Origin of the sequence: Aurantimonas endophytica, from assembly GCF_014196845.1 — a bacterium.
GTDB lineage: Bacteria > Pseudomonadota > Alphaproteobacteria > Rhizobiales > Rhizobiaceae > Aurantimonas > Aurantimonas endophytica.
In genome coordinates this window covers 575,208-594,375 of the sequence record NZ_JACIEM010000003.1, presented here as the reverse complement: position 1 = coordinate 594,375, position 19,168 = coordinate 575,208, and the positions used below count along the sequence as shown (strand labels likewise).

Genomic DNA, 19,168 nt, shown 5'->3' with positions numbered 1-19,168 from the left:
TCAGGCCTTGTCGGCGAGCGCCAGCGCCTTGTCGAACACCTGCAGCACGTTGGCCAGATCATGGCCGCGCTTCATGATCAGACCGCCCGCCGCGACGACCTGGTAGGCGCCCTGCTTGCGGGCGAGCTTTGGGTTCTTCTCGATCCGGTAGAGGGGCATCTCGCTGGTGCGGCGGAACACCGAGAACACCGCGCGTTCCTTCAGCATGTCGATGGCGTAGTCGCGCCATTCGCCGGCGGAGACCATCCGCCCATAGATCCGCAGGATCTGCGACAGCTCGGCTCGGTCGAAACTGACCACGGGACTTCTGGAACGGTTGTCGGGGAAGGCAACGAGATTTGCCGCTGGTTCGCCGGTCGTCCCGAAATCCTGCAAGATGACACCCCTCGTGCGATCTGTCGGCGCCGTCCGAAAGGCGCGCATGGTGCCACCAAGATAGGGGTCAGGTCGAGCGATGCAACCGAAAGCGAGCATCGAGCCCGGTGCTTCGCCGCGAACCGGCCTGCCCTTGCAATGTCCCGGAATCTAGTCCGCCGGAAATTCCAGCTGGGCGGCGGCGAGGATCGGGCCGGGCGCGCCATCGGCGGTGACCGACTGCAGGATGGCGGCGCAGCCGACCTTGCTCGTGTCGGGCCCGAACAGCGTCACCAGCGGCAGGTCGATCTCCATCGTCTCGCCGGTCCACATGCCGAGCACCCGCCAATCCTTGACGGCGTGCGTATTCGCCAGCGTCTGGCCGCTGTTCTCGCCGCGCTCGATGGCGACGGGCGCCTCGTCGACGAAGGTGACGAGCATCAGGACAGGCGTCTGGCCACCGGGGCTGGCGGCCGCGCCCTTGGCCGTGATGTGCAGCCGGTCCGCCACGACCGACAGGTCGATCTTCGCCGCCGAGCTCCGCTTCGACAGCGCGTCGCTGCCGATCAGGCGGCGTAGCTTGGCCTCGTGCGAGCCGACCACGGCGGCCTTGCCGTTCACCACCGCCTGCGGCGTGTAGATCGTCGTCGTCTCGAAGGATTTGGCGTAGGCGCGTTGGCGATCGGTGTTGACGGACGAGCCGAACGTGTCGCGCCAGCCGATATAGTCCCAGTAGTCGACGTGGTAGGCGAGGGCGAGGATACCTGGTTCTTCGGCCAGCCTAGCCAGCAATTCCTCGGCCGGCGGGCAGGATGAGCAACCCTGGCTGGTGAACATCTCGACGACGTGCGTCACCTGCTTGATTACCGCCTCGCCTGCAACGGCCGGACGGGCGGCCGCGCCAGCGAGCAGCATCGCCAGAAGCAGCAAGCCAAATCGCGCGCCGGCGATCCGGCTCACGCGATCCCCGCCGTGTTCCGGTTCGCCCGTGTCGTGTCCGGGTGCAAGGCTGTATCGTCGGCTGTCATCATGGACGCGAACCTACCGGCGGAGGCGAACACCCTCCAGTCAATTGCGGGTGAGAAAGCAGCCCGCCGCCGGTCGCGCGAACCGGCGGCGTCGTGGCGGCGCGGGGAGCGCCGCCGTCGTCATGGTCAGGCGGCGAGGCGGCGGAGCACGTAATGCAGGATGCCGCCATTACGGTAGTATTCGAGCTCGTCCAGCGTATCGATCCGGGCCTGGATCCGGACGCTGTCGACCGTGCCGTCGGCCCGCTCGATCTTCGCCTCCAGCACCTCGCGCGGCTTCAGGGTGGCGAGGCCCTCGATCGTCACCTTCTCGTCGCCCTTGATGCCGATCGTCTTCCAGGACGTGCCTTCCTCGGCGAAGACGAAGGGCACGACGCCCATGCCGACGAGGTTCGAGCGGTGGATGCGCTCGAAGCTCTCGGCGATCACTGCCCTGACGCCGAGGAGGTTGGTGCCCTTGGCCGCCCAGTCGCGCGACGAGCCGGTGCCGTATTCCTTGCCGGCGAAGACGACCAGCGGCACGCCTTCCGCCTGGTACTTCATGGCCGCGTCGTAGATCGGCATCACCTCCCCGTCGGGGAAGTGCTTGGTCATGCCGCCCTCGATGCCGTCCAGCATCTGGTTCTTGATGCGGATATTGGCGAAGGTGCCACGCATCATCACCTGGTGGTTGCCGCGGCGCGCGCCGTAGGAGTTGAAGTCGACCGGGCGGACCTGGTGGCTGACGAGGTAGTCGCCGGCCGGGCCGTTGGCCTTGATCGAACCCGCCGGCGAGATGTGGTCGGTTGTGATCGAATCGAGGAACAGGCTGAGGATGCGGGCGCCGTGCACGTCGGTGACCGGCTCCGGCTCCATGGTCATGCCCTCGAAATAGGGCGGGTTCTGCACGTAGGTCGAGCGGTCGTCCCAGTCATAGGTCAGGCCGCCGGACACCTCGATCGTCTGCCAGTGCGCGTCGCCCTTGAAGACGTCGGCATAGCGCTCCTCGAACATCTGGCGGGTGACCGTCTCGCGGACGATCTCGGCGATCTCCTGGGTGGTCGGCCAGATGTCCTTGAGGAACACGTCGTTGCCGTCGCGGTCCTTGCCGAGCGGCTCCTTGGTGATGTCGACGAACATCGAACCGGCGATGGCGTAGGCGACCACCAGCGGCGGCGAGGCGAGGTAGTTCGCCCGAACGTCCGGGTTCACCCGGCCCTCGAAGTTGCGGTTGCCCGACAGCACCGAGCAGGCGACGAGGTCGTTCTCGGTGATCGCCTCGGAGATCGGCTCCGGCAGCGGGCCGGAATTGCCGATGCAGGTGGTGCAGCCATAGCCGACGAGGTTGAAGCCCATGGCGTCGAGATCGGCCTGCAGGCCGGCCTTCTCGAGATATTCCGTCACCACCTGGCTGCCGGGCGCCAGCGAGGTCTTCACCCAGGGCTTCACCGTCAGGCCCTTGGCGTGGGCCTTGCGGGCGACGAGTCCGGCCGCGACCAGGACGTTGGGGTTCGAGGTGTTGGTGCAGGAGGTGATCGCCGCGATCACGACGTCGCCGTCGGAGATGCCGTGGTCGGTGCCGGCGACCGGATGGCGGGCCGGCGGTTCGTCGAACGCTCCCGTCGCGCCTTCGGCAACGTAGCGGGCTTCGGCGACGGTCTGCGTGTCGGAGGCCTTCTTGCGGCCGCCCTGCAGTTCGGTCAGGGCGGTGCGGAAGGCGGAAGCAGCGTCGGTCAGCGCGACGCGGTCCTGCGGGCGCTTGGGGCCGGCGAGCGACGGCACGACCGTCGAAAGGTCGAGTTCGAGCGTGTCGGTGAAGACCGGATCGGCGATGCCGTCCTCGCGGTACATGCCCTGCGCTCTGGCATAGGCCTCGACCAGCGCGATGCGGTGCTTGTCGCGGCCGGTCGCCTCGAGATAGGCGAGCGTGTCCTTGTCGATCGGGAAGAATCCGCAGGTGGCGCCGTATTCCGGCGCCATGTTGCCGATCGTCGCCTGGTCCTCGAGGGTAAGGTTCGACAGGCCCGGGCCGAAGAACTCGACGAACTTGCCGACGACCTTCTTCTTGCGCAGCATCTCGGTCACGGTGAGCACGAGGTCGGTCGCCGTGGTGCCCTCCGGCAACTTGCCGACCAGGCGGAAGCCGATGACCTCCGGGATCAGCATGGAGATCGGCTGACCGAGCATGGCTGCCTCGGCCTCGATGCCGCCGACGCCCCAGCCGAGGACCGACAGGCCATTGACCATGGTGGTGTGCGAATCGGTGCCGACCAGCGTGTCCGGATAGGCGATCGTCTCGCCGTTCTCTTCCTTGGTCCAGACGGTCTGCGCGAGATATTCCAGGTTCACCTGGTGGCAGATGCCGGTGCCGGGGGGCACGACGCGGAAATTCTCGAAGGCTTCCGAGCCCCAGCGCAGGAAGGTGTAGCGCTCGCCGTTGCGGCCATACTCGGCGTCGACATTCTTGGTGAACGAGTCCTTCTGGCCGAAGAAGTCGACCATCACCGAGTGGTCGATGACGAGATCGACCGGCACCAGCGGATTGACCTTTCGGGGGTCGGCTCCGAGCTGCCGTGTCGCGTCGCGCATCGCCGCGAGGTCGACGACGGCGGGAACGCCGGTGAAGTCCTGCATCAGGACGCGGGCCGGGCGGTAGGCGATCTCGTGGCCGGCCGTGCCCTTGTCGTGGATCCAGTTGGCGACGGCGCGGATGTCGTCGGCCGTCACGGTGCGGCCGTCCTCGTTGCGCAGCAGGTTCTCAAGCAGCACCTTCATCGAGAAGGGAAGCCGCGAGGCACCGGCGAGGCCATTCCGTTCGGCCTCTTGCAGATCGTAGTAGACGTAGTCCTTGCCCTCGACGGAGAGGGTCTTGCGGCTATGGAAGCTGTCGGATGCGTTCGACATGTGGCTTCGTTCCTTCTCGAACCAGGATGGAGTCCGAAGGGCGAACGGCCTTGAGCGCAGCGGAGAAGCGCTCGAAGATGCGGGTGCGACCATTTCCGCTAGTCCGCCCCGGTTCCGCTGGTGCCAGGCGGGAACCTTGAGATCGGCGCTGAAAAATTCCACTCCGGTCGCTGGCGTGGTTGCCGTCCTCATAACGAAGTTTGTAACGCCTATAAAGGGTGTCGCGCGGCGATGGTGAATTTGTGCCGGCGCCGCCGTGGCGAGGGGATGCGAGGGCGGATGACCAAGGCGGTGAAGCACGGCACGACGGGGCCGCGGCTGGGGGCAAAGACCGTAACGACCGGCGGCGCCGCGTGAGCGGCCTCGCCATCACGATATCCGGCCTGACCATCGGGCGCGGCAGCACCACTGTCGCCGGCCCGCTGGAACTGGCGCTCGGTGGCGGCGAGGCGCTGATCGTCACCGGCCCCAACGGCGCCGGCAAGTCGACGCTGCTGCGCACGCTGGCCGGGCTGCTGCGGCCGCTGGCCGGGCGAATCACCGTCGCCGGCGTCATGGCGCCGGACGGCGAGCCGGCGCGGAGCCTCCCCGAGATCGCCCATTATGTCGGCCACCGCAACGCGATGAAGCCCTCGGTCAGCGTCGGCGACAATCTCCGCTTCTGGGCCCGCTTCCTCGGCGGGCCGGGGCTTTCGGTCGACGACTCGCTCGAGGCGGTGGGCCTGCCGGGCCTCGCGCATCTGCCGTTTGCGTATCTCTCGGCCGGCCAGCAGCGCCGTGCCTCGCTGGCACGGCTGCTCATCGCCCACCGACCCGTGTGGATCCTCGACGAGCCGACCGCCGCCCTCGACACCGCCTCGCAGGCGCGCTTTGCCGGTCTGATGGCGGACCATCTGGCCTCCGGCGGCAGCGTCATCGCCGCGACCCACCAGCCGCTTGGGCTGGTGGCCCCGCGGGAGCTGGCCATGGCACCGGCGCCCGCGGAGCAGGCCGCGAAGCAAGGCGGCGCGATCGCCGATGCCGATCTCGCCGCGGCGGAGGGCTGGCTGTGACGGCGGTGTTCTGGCGCGACCTGAAGCTCGCCGTCTCCGGCGGCGGCGGGGCGATGACGGCGGTGATCTTCTTCCTCGCCGTCGTCGCGACGGTGCCGTTCGGCGTCGGACCCGACCTCAACCTCCTGTCGCGGATCGGGCCGGCGATCCTCTGGATCGGGGCGCTGCTGTCGACCCTTTTGACCCTCGACCGGCTGTTCCAGGCCGACCGCGAGGACGGCACGCTCGACCTGATGCTCACCGGCCCGACGCCGATGCCGCTGGTCGTGCTGGGCAAGTGCCTGGCGCTGTGGGCGGCCTCCGGCCTGCCGCTGGTGCTGGCGGCGCCGGCGCTCGGCCTGTTCCTGGCGCTGGAGCCCGTGGCGATCGGCGCGGTCACGCTGACGCTGCTGGCCGGCACGCCCGCCATCACCTTCATCGGCGCCGTCGGGGCGGCGGTGGCGGTGGCGCTGCCGCGCGGCGGGCTCCTGGTGTCCGTGCTGGTACTGCCGCTGGCGATCCCGGTGCTGATCTTCGGCGTCTCGGCCACCTATGGGGCGGTCAACGATCCCGACCCGTTCCTGTCGCCCTTCCTGATCCTCGTTGCCCTGACGCTGTTCTTCGGGGCGCTGGGGCCGATTGCGGCGGCGGCAGCGCTCAAGGCGGGCGGAGACTGACCGCGACGATCGGCCGGTTCTTCCTTTGGCCGGAATCGTGCTGTTTACGGCTAGGTTCGAACCATCCTAAACTCAGGCCATGACCGACCTTTCCGCCACCAAGCCATCGCGCTTCACCATCCTCGCCAACCCGACGCGGTTCCTCGAACTATCGGGCCGGCTGCAGCCGTGGCTCTACGCGGCGGCGCTGGCGGCGCTGTCGGTCGGCCTCACCCTTGGGTTCATGGCCCCGCCGGACTACCAGCAGGGCGCCACGGTGCAGATCATGTTCATCCACGTGCCCTTCGCATGGCTGTCGATGATGGTCTGGACGGTGATGAGCCTGTCGGCGCTCGGCACGCTCGTCTGGCGCCATCCGCTCGCCGACGTCGCGGTCAAGGCGGCGGCGCCGATCGGCGCCGTGTTCACGGCGCTGGCGCTGATCACCGGCTCGATCTGGGGCCGGCCGATGTGGGGCACCTGGTGGGTGTGGGACGCCCGGCTGACCTCGGTCTTCGTCCTGTTCCTGATGTATCTCGGGCTGATCGCGCTGACCCGTGCGCTCGACGATCCGGGCAAGAGCGCCAGGGCCGCGGCGATCCTCGTCCTTGTCGGCTTCGTCAACATCCCGATCATCAAGTTCTCGGTGGACTGGTGGAACACGCTGCACCAGTCGGCCAGCGTCATCCGCGCCGACGGGCCGGCGATGCCGGCCGTGTTCCTGACGCCGCTGCTCTTGTCGGCGCTCGGCTTCACGCTCTTGTTCTTCGCGTTGCACCTGACGGCGATGCGCAGCGAGGTGCTGCGCCGGCGCGTTGCCGCCCTTTCGCGGCTCGCCGCCCGCCGCGCGGACGGCTGAGGCTCCCATGCAGAACGACTATTTCGGCTTCATCGCCTCGGCCTACGGGATATCGGCGCTGCTCCTGGCAGGACTGGCGCTGTGGATCGTCCTCGACGCGCGGGCCCAGCGCCGGGCGCTCGCGGCGCTCGAGGAAAAGGGCGTGCGCCGGCGTTCGTCCGCTGCGCGCCCGGAGAATCCGTCGTGACCGATCCCGCCGTCCCGAGCGAGCGGCCGCGCCGCCGCAATTTCTTCGTGCTCCTGCCGCTGCTGCTGTTCGGCGGGCTCGCGGCGGTGTTCCTCTACCAGCTGGTCTCCGGCCACGACCCGCAGCAGATCCCTTCGGTGCTGATCGGCAAGACCGCGCCCGAGACGACGCTACCGCCGCTCGAGGGCGTGACCGGCCCGAACGGGCAGGCGATGCCCGGCCTCGATCTTTCCGGCTTCGGCGACGGAAGGCCGGTGCTGGTCAACGTCTTCGCCTCCTGGTGCGGCCCCTGCCGCGAGGAGCACCCGCTGCTGATGGACCTCGCGGAGGACCCGCGGCTGCGGATCGTCGCGATCAACTACAAGGACAAGCCGGAAAATGCCCGGCGCTTCCTGGCCTCGCTCGGCAACCCCTATGCGGCCATCGGCGTCGACCCGACCGGCGCCACGACCATCGACTGGGGCGTCTACGGCGTGCCCGAAAGCTTCCTCGTCGCTGCCGACGGCGAGATCCTGTTCAAGCAGACCGGGCCGTTCACGCCCGAGGCGGTGGCCGGCGGGCTGATGCCGGCACTGGAACGGGCGCTCGCCCGGGACGCGGGCGGCAACAAGGCCCCGACGAGCTGACGCGCCGCCTGACCCGCGGCCAGCTGCGGCCATTCCCGGATGGCGAACAAGGACCATCTCTGGCGGCATGAACCAGCCATCCTTCTCGCTCCGCACGCCTGCCGACGACGACCTGCCGCGCAAGATCTGCGACAATTGCGGCTTCGTCGCCTACGAGAACCCGAAGATCGTGGTCGGCTCGGTGGTCCGGCACGAGGGGCGGATCCTGCTCTGCCGCCGGGCGATCGAGCCGCGACGCGGCTTCTGGACGATCCCGGCGGGCTATCTGGAACTGAACGAAACGCCGGAGGAGGGCGCAAGGCGCGAGGCGCGGGAGGAGGCGACGGCCATGCTCGACATCGAGCGGCTGCTGGCGGTCTACTCGGTGCCGCGTATCAGCCAGGTGCAGCTGATCTACCGCGCGCGGCTGGCTGTGCCGGACTTCTCGGCGGGGCCCGAAAGCCTGGCCGTCGAACTGTTCGAATGGAATGACATCCCGTGGGACGATCTGGCGTTTCCGACGGTGCACTGGGCGCTCGCCCATGACCGGGAGGCCGAGACGGGCGCCGCGACCGTGCCCTTCGGCAACCCGGCCGGCGCGTCCGGCGATGCGATGCCGGACGGCCGTTTCCTGAAGCCGGGAGAGTTCTGACGCGCTTCCGCGCGTGTCAGCCCTGGACTTCGCCCGTCGTCCGCCGGATCTGCGCGGCCAGTTCGGGCGGCAGCTTGAGCTGTGCGGCCAGCCGGTCGAGATAGGCGCGTTCGGCGGGGTGGTCGGCGTCGATGGCCAGGAGCGAGGCCGTGTAGACTTCCATGGCGATCTCCGGTGTCGTGGCGCGGGAGGCCAGCTGCTCGGGCGTCATCGGACGGCGCATTTCGTCGACCAGGAAGCCCTTTTCCTCGGCGTCCAGATCGAGCTCGTCGATCCGGCCGAAGATCGCCTGCTCCTCGTTGGCGTCGATGTAGCCGTCGGCCTTGGCGGCGGAGATCATCGCCGACAGCATCAGCCGTGAACGGACATCCTCTTCGCCCGCCGGCAGGAAGGCGGTGCCCTTCGGCTCGGGGATCTCGCCCGGGGCGGTGGTCGAGGGAAGCTGGCGCAACGGTTCGGCGCCCGGCAGGGCGGTCTGGCCCTGCTGCGCCTGATAGGACTGGTAGGCCTTGTAGGCGAGGCCTGCGACGAGCGCCGCACCGCCGAGCTTCAGCGCCGTGCCGCCCAGCTTGCCGACGCCCTTGCCGCGGAACAGGCTGGTGGCGAGGCCACCCGCCAGCGCGCCCCCCAGGGCCGATCCGGCGCCGCCCTGCAGCAGGCCGCCGAGGCCCGACCCGGAACCGCCGCCCTGCAGCATGCCCCCGAGCTGGTCGACCAGCGAGCCGCCGCCCTGGCCCTCGCGGTTCTGACCCGGATGGGAGCCTGTCGTTCCCTGTCCGCCGGTGCCGAGAAATTGGCCGAGTAGCTTCTGGATGTCCATGGAGGTCGTTTCCCTGATTGCTGCAACTGGCCCCCGATATCGGAACGGTGTCCGTTCGCCGCAATGCCTTTGGCGGCTCGATCACATGCAGGACCGGCGCGGAAGCGCGTTATTTTCCCCTTCGCCGGTGCGGATGACGTAGGCTGCGAATTGCGGATGGCCCGGTTGCCTCCGCGCACCGCGAGGCAGCCGCGCCTCGCTGGTGAGGCGTCGGTCGGTATTCCTTCTGGAGGTAGTGTTCTTGCTGTCAGCCATTTCTCGGAGGCTTTGCCTGCAGACCCTCGCCGTCGTCGCCGTTCTCTGCATCGGCGGCCAGCCGCAGGCTGCCGGGGCGGCCGAACGGGTCCGCATCGACACGGGCGGCCTCGGAGCGGGAACGATCATGGTCCGGACGTCGGAACGCCGGCTCTATCTCGTGGTCGGACCCGGCACCGCGATCGGCTACGATGTCGGTGTCGGGCGGGCCGACCGCCAGTGGACCGGCACAGCCAGCATCACCGGGAAATATCTCCGCCCGAACTGGGCACCGCCGCTGGCGGTGCTCAAGGACCGGCCCGATCTGCCTGAAATGATCCCGAGCGGGGCGCCGAACAATCCGATGGGCGAGGCGGCGATGACGCTGTCGGGCGGGGAATACGCCATTCATGGCACCAATCGGCCAGGCTCCATCGGAGGCTTCGTGTCCTATGGCTGCATCCGCATGCATAACGCCGACATTCTGGACCTCTACGAGCGCGTCGCCGTCGGAACGCCGGTCACCGTGATGCGCTGAAGTCCGTTTCCGGCGGCGCTGAGGAGCGTCCGGCCGTGGGGCTGCCCGCGAAACTGCGCCGGAGGGGCGTCAGGGAAGCGTTCCCTCGTGCGGCCCGTCACGCTCCACCACGCTGCGCAACGACGGGTGCACAACGAGTTGGTCGCTGTAGCTGATGAAGCCCAGCCGGCGGAACTTGTTCATGAAGTAGCAGACCCGCGAACGCGTGGTGCCGACCATTTCCGCCAGCACTTCCTGGCTGACCTTGATCGCGGCACCGTCTCGATCCACCTCGGCGAGCAGCAGCAGCAGGCGGGCGAGCCGCTTCTCGCTGGAGTTGAGGATATGATCGATCAGATCTTCCTCGACGCGTCCGGCGCGCGCCGCAAGACGGGATACGACCATCGCCGCGAAATCCGGGTCGTCGTGCAACAGGTGCAGGAAAGTCGTCCGATCCCAGCGAGCGATCCGGCAGTCGATCAGGGCGACTGCGGTCGCGTTGCGTACCGGCGGTGGCTCTGCCAGGCACGTTTCGCCGGAGAATACCCCGGCCGAAAGGACCGCGAGGACGGCGGCCTTCCCGCTCGGCGACAGGGCGGAGATCTTGACCACGCCGCGCTGGATGAAAAACACGGCGTCGCCCGCATCACCCTGGACGAAGATCCGTTCGCCCTTCGCGTAGTCGCAGACGGTTCCTCCGCCAGCGCGCGCCAGCAGATGTCCCGGTGAAACGGATGACGCAACGATGCCGTCTGCCATGCCCGTATCCGATCTGCAACGCAACGCCACTCAATGCCAAGTTGAGCAATATTGCTCAGATTCGCGCAAAGAAAGCTACTAAAGGCTTTGTGATAGGGGAAATCGGGGGACGTTCGATGAAGATACTCGCGGGAGTAAAACTGACTCTGGCTGCGCTGGCGGTCATCGGCGCTGGGGAAACGAAGTCACTGGCGCAGAGCCTGGACAGCTTTGCCATTCTCGCGGGATCGACGGTTACCAACACCGGGACGACGGTCATCAACGGCAATGTCGGCGTCAGTCCCGGCACCGCGGTCGTCGGATTTCCGCCCGGAATCGTCACGGCGCCCTATACGACGTTCCTCAATGACGGTGTCGCGGTCCAGGCGCAGATCGACCTCACGTCCCAGTATGTCGACCTGTTCAACCGCCCGGCAACGATCAACCTCACCGGGCAGGATCTTGCCGGGCTGACCTTGGCGCCGGGCGTGTTCCAATACGACACCTCCGCCCAGCTGACAGGGACGGTGACGCTGGACGCGCAGTTCAACCCGAACGCCGTCTTCATCATCAATATCGGCAGTACCTTCACCACCGCCAGTGCGTCGACCGTGTCGCTGATCAACGGCGCGCAGGCGGCCAACGTCTTCTTCGTGGTGGGAAGTTCGGCCACGCTCGGCACCGAGACGACGCTCGCCGGGCAGATCCTGGCGCTGACCAGCATCACGCTCAATACCGGCGCCGACATCCTCTGCGGTGCCGCTTTGGCTCGCAACGGCGCGGTGACGCTGGACACCAACACGATCTCGGTGTGCCCGGCAGTGACTGTGCCGGTGGTTCCGGTGGTGACGCCGCCGGTCGTGACGCTGCCCGACGGCACGCCCGTCGTCGTGGTGCCGCCCGGTACCCCGGTGGTGACGCCCCCGGATGGCACGCCGATAATCACCCTCCCGGACGGCACGCCGGTGTTCATCCTGCCCGACGGCAGCCTGGCGATCGTCGCTCCCGTGGACCTGCCGACGCCGGCCGCGGTCTCCGTCGCCGACGGCATCGACTCGTTCGTTGCCGGGGGCGGCGACCTGCCGCTGGTCTTCCGCCTGCTGACGCCCGCGCAGACAGTCCTCGTCCTGGAGCAGCTGACCGGCGAGGTCGCGACGTCGGTGGCGCCGGCCGGCAGGCAGGCGATGAACTCGTTCATGAATGAGGTCTTCGACCGCATGAACGAGGGGCCCTACGCCCCCGAAATCGTCCCTGAACAACCGGCGCCGCCGGCCACGGTCCGGGTCCTCGGCTATGGTCCGGAGGCCGGCACGACCCTGCAGATGCTGGGCGGCGTCGCCATGTACGGCGCGCCGGTCGCAGCCCCGCCGCCTCAGACGAAACCCTGGAATGGCTGGATTGCCGGCTACGGCCAGGAGACCCGGACCGATGGCGACAGCTATTGGGGATCGCATGACCGCGAAATCGACACGGTGGGTGTCGCCGTCGGTATCGACTATGCGCTCACCCCCGACACGATCGCCGGCTTTGCCGTCGGCCTCGGCCGGAGCACGTTCGGGCTCGACGGCGCCAGCGGTTCCGGCGAGAGCGACATGGTGCATGCGGCGATCTATGGCCGCACCAATTTCGATGCCGCCTATGTCGCGGCCTCGATCGCGGTCGGATACAGTGACGTGTCCACCGAGCGCAACCTGACGATCGGCACCACCGAGCGCTTCGATGCCGACTTCTCCGCCTGGAATCTCGCCGGGCGGGTGGAAACCGGCTATCGCTTCGACGTTCCCGAGATCGCCGTGATCCCGGGCCGCGGCTGGATCACGCCCTATGCCAGCCTGCAGGTCCAGCAATATTACACGCCGGACTACAACGAGACGTCGGGTACCAACTCGATCTTCGTCCTCGACGTCGACTCGAGCGACTCGACCGGCGTGCGGACCGAGCTCGGTGCCCGGTTCGGCCAGATCATTCCGCTCTCCGACGATGCCACGCTCAAGCTGCGCAGCCGTCTCGCCTGGGCCCACGACGAAGTGTCGGGACAGACTCTCGATGCGAGTTTCCGGGCGCTGCCGGGATCGGATTTCCAGATCAAGGGCGCCGACGAGTCCGGCGATTACCTGCTCGCCTCGGCGGGAGCGGAAGTGGCCTGGTCCAATGGGCTGGCGGTGGGTGCCACCTTCGACAGCGAACTCTCCAGCGACTCCACCACGCTCTCCGGCATCGGACGGGTCAGCTACAGCTGGTAGGAAACCGCGTGCCGGCCGGGGGACCCCGGCCGGCGCGCCCCGGCGGCGCGTATGCTCTCAGCCTTTGCCAGCGTCCGCGACCTTCGGCTCCAGCGCATGCCGCTTCAGCAGCGGGATCTGGGTCAGCATGAAGACGATGGTGATCGGCATCGTGCCCCAGACCTTGAAAGCCACCCAGGCGTCGGTCGAAAAATTCCGCCAGACCACCTCGTTGAGCACCGCGAGGAACAGGAAGAACAGGCCCCAGCGCAGCGTCATCTTGCGCCAGCCTTCGGCATCGAGCTTGAAGGCCTGGTCGAAGACATAGCCGAGCAGCGACTTGCCGAAGGCAAGGCCGCCGAGCAGGACCGCCCCGAACAGGGCGTTGACGATGGTCGGCTTCATCTTGATGAAGGTCTCGTCCTGCAGCCACAGGGTCAGCGTGCCGAACACCAGCACCACCGCGCCAGATACGAGCGGCATGATCGGCAGGCTGCGGGTGATCGCCCACGAGACCGAGAGCGAGATCGCCATCGCAGCCATGAACAGGCCGGTGGCGATGAACAGCGGTCCGCCGAAATCCTGCAGGACCGGGAAGGCTTCGGCCAGCTGCTCACCGCGCGAATTGGCGAAGAAGAAGACCAGCAGCGGCCCGAGCTCCAGCCCGAACTTCAGGAGCGGGTTCATCTCCTTGCGTCCGGGGCTGTTCGGCCCTTCCTCGATGATGTGGTCGCTCATGGTCACTCCGTGTTCGGCGTGGCTATCGGCGAGGAAACCGGCGAATGCGAGGCATCTCCGAAACAATCGCCGGCTCGGCGCGGGCTAGGCTTCGGCGGTCGTGCCCGCAATCGCCTCGGCGAAATCCTTCGCCCTGAACGGCTCGAGATCGTCAATCCCCTCGCCAACGCCGACGAAATAGACCGGCAGTCTGTGCTTGGCGGCGATGGCGACGAGGATGCCGCCACGCGCCGTGCCGTCGAGCTTGGTCATCACCAGGCCGTTGACCCCCGCCACGTTGCGGAAAATCTCCACCTGCTGCAGGGCGTTCTGGCCGGTGGTCGCGTCGAGCGTCTGCAGCACCGTATGCGGTGCGTCCGGCTCGCGCTTCTGCAGGACGCGGACGATCTTCTCGAGCTCGGCCATCAGCTCGGTCTTGTTCTGCAGCCGGCCGGCCGTGTCGATGATCAGCACGTCGGAATCGTTCTCGATGGCGCGGTCATAGGCTTCGTAGGCAAGGCCGGCGGCGTCGGCGCCGATCGCCTTGGCGACGACCTCCGAGCCCGTGCGCTCCCCCCAGATCTTCAGCTGCTCCACCGCCGCGGCGCGGAACGTGTCGCCGGCGCAGAGCGTCACCTTGAGCCCTGCACGAGTCAGCTTGGCGGCGAGCTTGCCGATCGTCGTGGTCTTGCCGGTACCATTGACGCCGACGACGAGGATCACGTGCGGCTTCTTCTCGAGGTCCAGTTCCAGCGGCACGGCGACGGGAGCCAGCGTCTTCTCGACTTCCTGGGCCAGGATGCCGCGGACCTCGGCCCCGGACACGCTCCGGCCGAAGCGGCCCTCCGACAGCCGGTCGGTGATGCGCAACGCCGTCTCGAGGCCGAGATCGGCCCGGATCAGCACGTCCTCGAAGTCCTGCAGCGTCTCCTCGTCGAGCTTGCGCGCCGTGAAGATCGAGCCGATCGAGCCGGAAAGCTGGTTGGACGAACGCGACAGGCCTTCGCGAAGGCGCAGCAGCCACGGCGCCCGCACCGGCTCGGCCGGGGTCGGAGCGGTCGGCTGCCGCAGCCGGAAGCCGGCATCGGGGTCGATCGCCGGGCGGGCGGGCAGAGGCGCCAACGGCGCTTCGGAAGCCGGTTCGTCGAAGCTCGGGTCGATCCGCTCGGCATCGGCGGGGACGGTATCTTCCTCTTCCGGCGGCAGGTCCGCGTCCAGCCAGGAGAAGTCCGCTTCGTCCGCGTCTTCGGGGCCGTGGCCGTCGAGATGGTCGTCTTCGGATGCCGGCGCGACAGGCGGCGCGACCGCTTCCGCTTCGAGGGAGGGCTCGCGCGTCTCGCCGTCTACCGGGGGAACGCCCGGCTCGAGGAAGGAGAAATCGACCTCGGCGGGCTCAGGCTCCGGCGCCTCGAGGAAGGAGAAATCTGCCCCGTCCTCCTCGTCTTCCGGCAGTTCAGTCAGCCAATCGGAGTTTTTTTTTGAGCCGGGTCCGAGTGATCGTCGGATTTTGCGTCTGCCGCCGCCATTTCGGCCAGCGGGGTGATGCCGCCGCCATCGTCGCCGGGACCCGTCGCCTCGCCGGCACCCGCTTCGTCGTCGGCGACGGAACTGGCGGCAGCCACGGGCCGCACTTCGGGATCGGGTGATTCCGGGCGACCGTACTCGCTGTCGGACGCCCGGGGCGTCGTGCCTTCGGCGGGCGTGCGCGCCGCCTCCGTATCGGTGCCGAAGGAGAAGACGCGCCGAAAGAAGCTCTTGTTGTCAGCCATGGATCCCGTTCTCGGCCTTTGCGGCCAGTGTGGCGCGGGAAACATCGCTGTTCCATGGTCGCGCCTGCAGTTTTCCGTTCTCTTGCGCCGCAATGATAGCGTCGACGACGTCGCCGGGGAGGCCTGCGTCGATGCGGCAATGGGTGAAGTCCTCGCAGCGGCCGCCGCCGCCGCGCTCGACGAGCACGGATTGGCGGGTGCCGACTATGCGGCCCTGATGCGCCTTGAGGGCCGCGTCGCCTATTTCGCGCAGCCGCGCGGCACGTTCCTTGATCACCGGTCGCGGCAGCTGCGGCATGCGGGCCGCCGGCGTCCCCTCGCGCGGCGAGAAGGGGAAGACGTGGAGATGCGTCAGGCCGCAATCCCCGACCAGCGCCAGCGTGTTCTGGAACATCGCCTCGGTCTCGGTCGGGAAGCCGGCAATCAGGTCGGCGCCGTAGACGATGTCGGGACGGCGTGCCCGCATCGTCGTGCAGAAATCGATTGCGTCCTGGCGCGTGTGGCGGCGCTTCATGCGCTTCAGGATCATGTCGTCGCCGGCCTGCAGCGACAAGTGCAGATGCGGCATCACCCGCCGGTCGGCGCCGATCGCATCCACCAGCGCGTCATCGGCCTCGACGGAGTCGATCGAGGACAGCCGCAACCGGCGCAGCGCCGGCACGTGGACGAGGATTGCCTGCACCAGGTCGCCCAGCCGCGGCCGGCCCGGCAGGTCGGCGCCCCAGCTGGTCATGTCGACGCCGGAAAGGACGATCTCATTGGTGCCGCTTCCGACGAGGCGCTTGATCTGCTCGACGGCGGCGCCCATCGGCACCGAGCGGGAATTGCCGCGGCCGAAGGGGATGATGCAGAAGGTGCAGCGATGGTCGCAGCCGTTCTGCACCTGGACGATAGCCCGCGCGCGGCCCTCGATCGCGTCGACCATGTGGCCGGCGGTCTCGGTGATGCTCATGATGTCGTTGACGCGGATCTTCTCCTCGGCGCCGACGCCGAAATCCGGCAGCGTGCGATAGGTCTCGGCGGAGAGCTTGTCTTCGTTGCCGAGTACAGCGTCCACCTCGACCATCGCGGCGAAACGGGCGGGCTCGGTCTGTGCGGCGCAGCCGGTGACGACGATCCGCGCCTGCGGGTTGTCGCGGCGGGCGCGGCGGATCTGCTTGCGCGCCTGGCGCACCGCTTCCTCGGTGACGGCGCAGGTGTTGAAGAGGATCGCCGGGCTCGCTTCGCCGCCGAGGCCGGCGGCCTCGGCCTCGCGCCGCATCACCTCCGCCTCGTAGGTGTTGAGGCGGCAGCCGAAGGAGACGATCTCGACTCCCATCAGGCCGGCACCGGCTCGCTGTCGCGCGTGAAGGATCCGGTCGCCGGGTCGAGCCTTCCCGACCATTCCCATTCGGCCGGGCCGGTCATCACCACGTGGTCGTCGTCCCGCCATTCGATCAGGAGGTCGCCGCCGGGTAGGGTGACGGTGACGGTGCGGTCGGTCCGGCGGGTGCGCGCGGCCGAGACGGCGGCGGCGCAGGCCGCCGAGCCGCAGGCGCGGGTCAGCCCGACGCCGCGCTCCCAGGTGCGCAGCGTCAGCGCGTCGCGTGCCGTCACACGCGCGATGGAGATATTGGCGCGCTCGGGAAAGATCGGGTGGTTCTCGAGGACCGGCCCGAACCGGTCGAGCTCGTAATCCCAGACGTCGCGCTCGACCCAGAAGATCGCGTGCGGATTGCCCATCGAGGCGACGGAAGGCGAATGCAAGACCGGGGCGTCGATCGGCCCGATCTGCAGTTCGATCGCCCGCGTGTCACGGAATTCCTCGGCCAGCGGGATCTCGTTCCAGGCGAAATGGGGGATGCCCATGTCGACCGCGATCTGCCCGTCGGGGCGCTCGCTGGCGGCAAGGATCCCGGCGCGGGTCTCGAAGGTGAAGTCGTGCCGGCCGGTCTCGGCGGACAGCGCCTGGACGACGCAGCGCGTACCGTTGCCGCAGGCCTGCGCCTCCGAGCCGTCGCGATTGATGATCCGGATATAGGCGTCGGTGCCGGGGGTCAGCGGATCGTGGATCGCCATGATCTGGTCGAAGCGTGTCGCGTCAACGGCGGCGAGGGCCCGTGCGGCGTCCGCGGCGATGCGCGCATCGCGGCCGCGCAGATCGGCGACGATGATCTCGTTTCCGAGCCCGTTCATCCGGGCGAACGGGACGAAACGCCCGTCAGTGGTTTCGGCACTCTCCGTCATCAGGGCTATATGGCGGATCGACCCCGGAAATGAAAGGATCGGGACGCGAGGGTCCCGATCCTTGAGATTATCGATCAGTTGGCCGGTGCGGGGGCGGGCGCTGCATTGCCGCCTTCGGGAGCGACGTCGACGTCTGGCATGTCGACGTCCGGCACGTTGACGTCAGGCGTGTCGATGGTGACGTTGGTGTCGCCGCCGCCCGACCCGCCGGTCAGGCGATCGCCGAAGAGGAAGTAGCCGCCGACGACGATGACGACGATGAGCAGGCCGGCGATCAGCCAGCCGGAGCCGCCACCGCCACCGCTGCCGCGGTCGTTGTTGACGATGACGGTGCGATCGCGCTCGGGGCGCGTGTCGTGGGGATCGGTCATGAGATTGTCCTTGCGAGAAGCGGACCGACGAGACCGATACGGTCACAAGGCCGTGCCGAACCCCGAGCGGGTTACGGCAGTGCGCTGTTGACGCAGACCGGACGCGCCTGTTGCCGCGGCGTTCCTTCGGCAGCTGAATGCCGTAGCCGGTCTATCGTTCCGCCAGCGACCTTTGCATTCTGCAACGATCGCTGGCGGCGATCACTTCTCCCAGTCGACGCCGATCGCGTCGCGGTCCAGCTCCCTCGCTTCCTGGCGAATCTCCCGGCTCTCCTCGAGATCGGTCTCGTCCTTCTCCGGCGGCGGCGCCGAGTCGCCGGTCGACTGCGTCAGCGCCAGGCTGAAATACATCGGGAAGTGATCCGAGCCGGTGTAAGGCAGCCGCCGCATCGACACGAGACGGAAACGGGCGTCGTGGAAGAGATGGTCAAGCGGCCAGCGCAGGAACCAGAAGCGCGCGTCGAAGGAGCTGTAGAAGCCGCGGCCGATGCGCGGATCGAGCAGCCGTGAGATACGCTGGAAAAGGCGTGTCGTGTGCGACCAGGCAACGTCATTGAGGTCGCCGCAGACCACGGCCGGCATCGCATCCTTATCGACGAGATGCGCGACCTGCATGAGTTCGCCATCGCGGCCGGCGGAATCGATGTGCGGGACCGGCGGTTCCGGGTGGACGCAGTAGAGGCGGAAGCTCTGGCCGTCGCGAAGCGTCACCGTGGCGATGATCGATGGCACCTCGTCCATGATCAGATCCTGCACCTGCACGTCCGACAGCTCGAAGCGCGAATAGAGCGCCATCCCATAGGCGTTATCCAAGGGACGCACGACCTGGTGCGGCCGCTCTTCGCCGACCGGGGCGAGCGCGTCGGACCATGCCTGGTCGACTTCCATGAAAAGGGCGATGTCCGGATTTGCGTCGCGCGTGACCTCAACGGTCCGGTCGTAGTCGCGGTTCGACATCTTGACGTTGGAGGAGAGGATCGAGACCACGTTGGGCGCGTCGTCGGGGCCGTCGAAAAGCTGCGACTGGCGCGGCCGGAGCGGCGTGAACTGCAGGATGCAGGCGGCCTGGACGATGACGACGATCGCCTGACCGGCGAGGAGGCCCCACAGCCATCGCAGGTCGTCGACCAGCCAGATCGTGAAGCCGGCGAGGACCACGGTCAGGACGAGGATCTGCAGCCGCGGGAAGGAGAAGGACCGCACGAAGCCGTGCGCGATGCGGAGGAAGGAGATGCCGGTCGCGGCGAGGAAGAGGACCGTGAGGACGGCCAGAACGATATGTGTGGTCACGTTCAGTTC

General features: G+C 68.0%; 20 protein-coding genes. 8 read left to right on the top strand and 12 right to left on the bottom strand.

All coding sequences use genetic code 11. From position 1 onward, the window contains the following. From GGR03_RS13940 to acnA, 3 genes are all read right to left on the bottom strand, one after another. Entirely contained in the window at nucleotides 1-423 is a 423-nt protein-coding gene (locus GGR03_RS13940) for a DUF2794 domain-containing protein (RefSeq protein WP_183208989.1), read from the bottom strand. Between the two features lie 102 nt (nucleotides 424-525). Further along, nucleotides 526-1,314, bottom strand: a complete 789-nt coding sequence (locus GGR03_RS13935; protein WP_252920254.1) for a DUF1223 domain-containing protein — start codon at nucleotides 1,312-1,314, stop codon at nucleotides 526-528. Nucleotides 1,315-1,508: 194 nt separating this feature from the next. Further along, nucleotides 1,509-4,265 carry an aconitate hydratase AcnA gene (gene acnA, locus GGR03_RS13930; RefSeq protein ID WP_183208987.1) on the bottom strand — a complete coding sequence of 919 codons (2,757 nt, stop codon included), beginning with the start codon at nucleotides 4,263-4,265 and terminating at the stop codon, nucleotides 1,509-1,511. Nucleotides 4,266-4,483: 218 nt separating this feature from the next. Here acnA and ccmA point away from each other — a divergent pair, with 218 nt between their 5' ends. From ccmA to GGR03_RS13900, 6 genes are all read left to right on the top strand, one after another. Beyond that, a complete protein-coding gene (ccmA, locus tag GGR03_RS13925) occupies nucleotides 4,484-5,317 on the top strand; it encodes a heme ABC exporter ATP-binding protein CcmA (protein ID WP_425486716.1) in 834 nt (277 codons plus the stop codon). Further along, a complete protein-coding gene (gene ccmB / locus GGR03_RS13920) occupies nucleotides 5,314-5,973 on the top strand; it encodes a heme exporter protein CcmB (protein WP_183208984.1) in 660 nt (219 codons plus the stop codon). The genes ccmA and ccmB overlap by 4 nt, the downstream gene beginning before the upstream one ends. A gap of 79 nt (nucleotides 5,974-6,052) precedes the next feature. After that, a complete protein-coding gene (locus GGR03_RS13915; RefSeq protein WP_183208983.1) occupies nucleotides 6,053-6,811 on the top strand; it encodes a heme ABC transporter permease in 759 nt (252 codons plus the stop codon). 7 nt (nucleotides 6,812-6,818) lie between these two features. Beyond that, on the top strand, nucleotides 6,819-6,998 hold the full coding sequence (ccmD, locus tag GGR03_RS13910) for a heme exporter protein CcmD (protein ID WP_183208977.1): 180 nt from the start codon (nucleotides 6,819-6,821) through the stop codon (nucleotides 6,996-6,998). After that, nucleotides 6,995-7,624, top strand: coding sequence for a DsbE family thiol:disulfide interchange protein (locus tag GGR03_RS13905; RefSeq protein WP_183208975.1), 630 nt, complete (start codon nucleotides 6,995-6,997; stop codon nucleotides 7,622-7,624). The genes ccmD and GGR03_RS13905 overlap by 4 nt, the downstream gene beginning before the upstream one ends. A gap of 67 nt (nucleotides 7,625-7,691) precedes the next feature. Further along, the gene (locus GGR03_RS13900) at nucleotides 7,692-8,255 is read left to right on the top strand and encodes an NUDIX hydrolase (RefSeq protein WP_183208973.1); all 564 of its coding nucleotides are present in this window, start codon (nucleotides 7,692-7,694) and stop codon (nucleotides 8,253-8,255) included. A gap of 16 nt (nucleotides 8,256-8,271) precedes the next feature. On the opposite strand, the gene GGR03_RS13895 is transcribed toward GGR03_RS13900, so the two are convergent. After that, a complete protein-coding gene (locus GGR03_RS13895) occupies nucleotides 8,272-9,075 on the bottom strand; it encodes a tellurite resistance TerB family protein (RefSeq protein WP_183208970.1) in 804 nt (267 codons plus the stop codon). A 304-nt stretch (nucleotides 9,076-9,379) separates the two neighbouring features. Here GGR03_RS13895 and GGR03_RS13890 point away from each other — a divergent pair, with 304 nt between their 5' ends. Beyond that, nucleotides 9,380-9,847: a L,D-transpeptidase gene (locus GGR03_RS13890; protein WP_252920265.1), complete on the top strand. Its 468-nt coding sequence runs from the start codon at nucleotides 9,380-9,382 to the stop codon at nucleotides 9,845-9,847. A 69-nt stretch (nucleotides 9,848-9,916) separates the two neighbouring features. On the opposite strand, the gene GGR03_RS13885 is transcribed toward GGR03_RS13890, so the two are convergent. After that, nucleotides 9,917-10,585 (bottom strand): Crp/Fnr family transcriptional regulator, encoded by a 669-nt coding sequence (locus GGR03_RS13885; protein ID WP_183208968.1) that lies wholly within the window; start codon nucleotides 10,583-10,585, stop codon nucleotides 9,917-9,919. 116 nt (nucleotides 10,586-10,701) lie between these two features. On the opposite strand from GGR03_RS13885, the gene GGR03_RS13880 reads away from it, so the two are divergent. Then, nucleotides 10,702-12,807, top strand: coding sequence for an ice-binding family protein (locus tag GGR03_RS13880; protein WP_183208966.1), 2,106 nt, complete (start codon nucleotides 10,702-10,704; stop codon nucleotides 12,805-12,807). Nucleotides 12,808-12,864: 57 nt separating this feature from the next. On the opposite strand, the gene GGR03_RS13875 is transcribed toward GGR03_RS13880, so the two are convergent. From GGR03_RS13875 to GGR03_RS13845, 7 genes are all read right to left on the bottom strand, one after another. Further along, a complete protein-coding gene (locus GGR03_RS13875; RefSeq protein WP_183208964.1) occupies nucleotides 12,865-13,524 on the bottom strand; it encodes a septation protein A in 660 nt (219 codons plus the stop codon). Nucleotides 13,525-13,608: 84 nt separating this feature from the next. After that, on the bottom strand, nucleotides 13,609-14,964 hold the full coding sequence (gene ftsY, locus GGR03_RS13870) for a signal recognition particle-docking protein FtsY (protein WP_246368017.1): 1,356 nt from the start codon (nucleotides 14,962-14,964) through the stop codon (nucleotides 13,609-13,611). Continuing rightward, nucleotides 14,961-15,272, bottom strand: a complete 312-nt coding sequence (locus GGR03_RS13865) for a hypothetical protein (RefSeq protein WP_183208962.1) — start codon at nucleotides 15,270-15,272, stop codon at nucleotides 14,961-14,963. Before GGR03_RS13865 ends, ftsY begins: the two co-directional genes overlap by 4 nt. Further along, nucleotides 15,265-16,590, bottom strand: coding sequence for a tRNA (N(6)-L-threonylcarbamoyladenosine(37)-C(2))-methylthiotransferase MtaB (mtaB, locus tag GGR03_RS13860; protein WP_183208960.1), 1,326 nt, complete (start codon nucleotides 16,588-16,590; stop codon nucleotides 15,265-15,267). Before mtaB ends, GGR03_RS13865 begins: the two co-directional genes overlap by 8 nt. Then, nucleotides 16,590-17,498 (bottom strand): diaminopimelate epimerase, encoded by a 909-nt coding sequence (dapF, locus tag GGR03_RS13855; RefSeq protein WP_183208957.1) that lies wholly within the window; start codon nucleotides 17,496-17,498, stop codon nucleotides 16,590-16,592. The genes mtaB and dapF overlap by 1 nt, the downstream gene beginning before the upstream one ends. A 74-nt stretch (nucleotides 17,499-17,572) precedes the next feature. Next, nucleotides 17,573-17,869 (bottom strand): hypothetical protein, encoded by a 297-nt coding sequence (locus GGR03_RS13850; protein WP_246367957.1) that lies wholly within the window; start codon nucleotides 17,867-17,869, stop codon nucleotides 17,573-17,575. Nucleotides 17,870-18,070: 201 nt separating this feature from the next. Next, the gene (locus tag GGR03_RS13845; protein WP_210292127.1) at nucleotides 18,071-19,159 is read right to left on the bottom strand and encodes an endonuclease/exonuclease/phosphatase family protein; all 1,089 of its coding nucleotides are present in this window, start codon (nucleotides 19,157-19,159) and stop codon (nucleotides 18,071-18,073) included. Between the last annotated feature and the right edge of the window lie 9 nt (nucleotides 19,160-19,168).

Excerpts from the sequence above, each read along its gene's own strand:
- GGR03_RS13880 (WP_183208966.1), top strand. The coding sequence starts at position 10,702 with ATGAAGATACTCGCGGGAGTAAAACTGACTCTGGCTGCGCTGGCGGTC.
- GGR03_RS13900 (WP_183208973.1), top strand. The coding sequence starts at position 7,692 with ATGAACCAGCCATCCTTCTCGCTCCGCACGCCTGCCGACGACGACCTG.
- mtaB (WP_183208960.1), bottom strand. The coding sequence starts at position 16,590 with ATGGGAGTCGAGATCGTCTCCTTCGGCTGCCGCCTCAACACCTACGAG.
- GGR03_RS13865 (WP_183208962.1), bottom strand. The coding sequence starts at position 15,272 with ATGGCTGACAACAAGAGCTTCTTTCGGCGCGTCTTCTCCTTCGGCACC.
- acnA (WP_183208987.1), bottom strand. The coding sequence starts at position 4,265 with ATGTCGAACGCATCCGACAGCTTCCATAGCCGCAAGACCCTCTCCGTC.
- GGR03_RS13850 (WP_246367957.1), bottom strand. The coding sequence starts at position 17,869 with ATGACCGATCCCCACGACACGCGCCCCGAGCGCGATCGCACCGTCATC.
- GGR03_RS13895 (WP_183208970.1), bottom strand. The coding sequence starts at position 9,075 with ATGGACATCCAGAAGCTACTCGGCCAATTTCTCGGCACCGGCGGACAG.
- GGR03_RS13940 (WP_183208989.1), bottom strand. The coding sequence starts at position 423 with ATGCGCGCCTTTCGGACGGCGCCGACAGATCGCACGAGGGGTGTCATC.
- GGR03_RS13875 (WP_183208964.1), bottom strand. The coding sequence starts at position 13,524 with ATGAGCGACCACATCATCGAGGAAGGGCCGAACAGCCCCGGACGCAAG.
- GGR03_RS13885 (WP_183208968.1), bottom strand. The coding sequence starts at position 10,585 with ATGGCAGACGGCATCGTTGCGTCATCCGTTTCACCGGGACATCTGCTG.
- ccmD (WP_183208977.1), top strand. The coding sequence starts at position 6,819 with ATGCAGAACGACTATTTCGGCTTCATCGCCTCGGCCTACGGGATATCG.
- GGR03_RS13915 (WP_183208983.1), top strand. The coding sequence starts at position 6,053 with ATGACCGACCTTTCCGCCACCAAGCCATCGCGCTTCACCATCCTCGCC.
- dapF (WP_183208957.1), bottom strand. The coding sequence starts at position 17,498 with ATGACGGAGAGTGCCGAAACCACTGACGGGCGTTTCGTCCCGTTCGCC.